This is a genomic window from uncultured Cardiobacterium sp. (assembly GCF_938028185.1).
In the GTDB taxonomy this organism is placed as follows: Bacteria; Pseudomonadota; Gammaproteobacteria; order Cardiobacteriales; family Cardiobacteriaceae; genus Cardiobacterium.
This window is the reverse complement of the sequence record NZ_CALJAH010000361.1, coordinates 1-1744: the sequence shown is the minus strand read 5'-3', so window position 1 is coordinate 1744 and position 1744 is coordinate 1. Positions and strand designations below refer to the sequence as shown.

Genomic DNA, 1744 nt, shown 5'->3' with positions numbered 1-1744 from the left:
GGTGCAGAAGCGGTCGGGCAGTTCGATGAAGCGGTAGGCGGCGCTGTTCCAGATGATGAGTTCTTCGGCGATGCGCGACAGGTGCATCATCAAGGTCGCGGCGGCGGCGCAGCATTCGATGGCAAAGTCGCGGTCAGAGACGGCATCGAGTGAGTTGGCACAGGGCGCAGCAAAGCCCAGCGCGGCGGCGGTCATGTGGCGGTCAATCGGGTAAGTGGTGCCAGCCAGCGCGGCGGCGCCGAGCGGCGACTGGTTCAGGCGGGCGCGGCAGTCGCGGAAGCGCCCGGCGTCGCGCGCAAGCATTTCGTACCACGCCATCAGGTGATGGCCGAAGGTGACGGGTTGCGCGACTTGCAAATGGGTGAAGCCGGGCATGATGGTCTCCGCTTCGCGCTCGGCCAGCGCGACGATGGCGGCTTGCAGGCGGCGGATTTCGCCGAGGATGCGGTCAATGGCGGCGCGGGTGTAGAGGCGGATGTCGGTTGCGACCTGGTCATTGCGCGAGCGCCCGGTGTGCAGACGCTTGCCCGCGTCGCCGATGCGGTCGGTCAGGCGCTTTTCGATATTCATATGCACATCTTCCAGCGCCGTGTCCCAGACAAATGCGCCGCGTGCGATTTCATCGGCTATCGCATCCAGCCCGCGCGCGATGGCGTCGCCGTCGGCTTCGCTCAACACGCCCTGTTTGACCAGCATCGCCGCGTGCGCGCGCGAACCGGTGATGTCCTCCTGCGCCAGGCGCTGATCGAAGCCGACCGAGGCGGTAAATTCGGCGACAAAGGCGTCGGTAGATTCCTGAAAACGGCCGCCCCAGGCGCTGTTGGTTTTTGCTTTAGGCATACAGTAAACTCCGCGAAATTTCCGCGCATTCTACAACCGCATGACCGCAAACATCCGCGAAATCCGCATCGCCACCCGCGAAAGCCAACTCGCCCTCTGGCAGGCCGAACACGTCGCCGACCGCCTGCGCGCGCACTACCCGCACCTTGCCATCCGCCTCGTACCGATGACCACACGCGGCGACCAAATCCTTGACGCGCCGCTCTCGCGCATCGGTGGCAAAGGCCTCTTTATCAAAGAGTTGGAACAAGCGATGGCGCGCGGGGAGGCCGACATTGCCGTCCATTCGATGAAAGACGTCGGCGTGCATTTGCCGGACGGCTTCCGCATCGCCGCCATCCTGCCGCGCGAAAACCCGCACGACGCCTTCGTCAGCAACCACTACGCCAGCATCAATGAACTGCCACCGGGGGCGCGCGTTGGCACCTGCAGCCTGCGCCGCCGGATGCAACTCGCCCGACTGCGCCCCGACCTGCAACTGCTCGACCTGCGCGGCAACGTGCAAACCCGCCTGGCCAAACTCGACCGGGGCGACTTCGACGCCATCGTCCTCGCCTGCGCCGGGTTGATTCGCCTCGGCCTGCACGAACGCATCCGCGCCGAACTGCCGCCGGAACAATCACTGCCCGCCATCGGCCAAGGCGCGATTGGCATCGAATGCCATGAGGCGAGCGCCGTTTACCCGCTGCTTGCCGCATTGAACGACGCCGACACCGCGCTGTGCGTCCACACCGAACGCATCATCAACACTCACCTCGAAGGCTCCTGCCAAGTGCCGCTCGCCGCGCACGCCACCCTGCACGGCGCGCGTATCCACCTCGCCGCACGCATCGGGTTGCCGGACGGCAGCCGCTACCTCGCCGCCGCAGACGACGCGCCGCGCGCAGAAGCGGCGGCATTGGGC

General features: G+C 66.1%; 2 protein-coding genes. One reads left to right on the top strand and one right to left on the bottom strand.

Annotated elements, in window-relative coordinates; translation table 11 throughout:
• A partial coding sequence (gene argH, locus Q0349_RS10635) for an argininosuccinate lyase (RefSeq protein WP_298080911.1) occupies positions 1-840 on the bottom strand: 840 nt, incomplete at its 3' end.
• A gap of 40 nt (positions 841-880) precedes the next feature.
• On the opposite strand from argH, the gene hemC reads away from it, so the two are divergent.
• A partial coding sequence (gene hemC / locus Q0349_RS10630; protein ID WP_298080910.1) for a hydroxymethylbilane synthase occupies positions 881-1744 on the top strand: 864 nt, incomplete at its 3' end.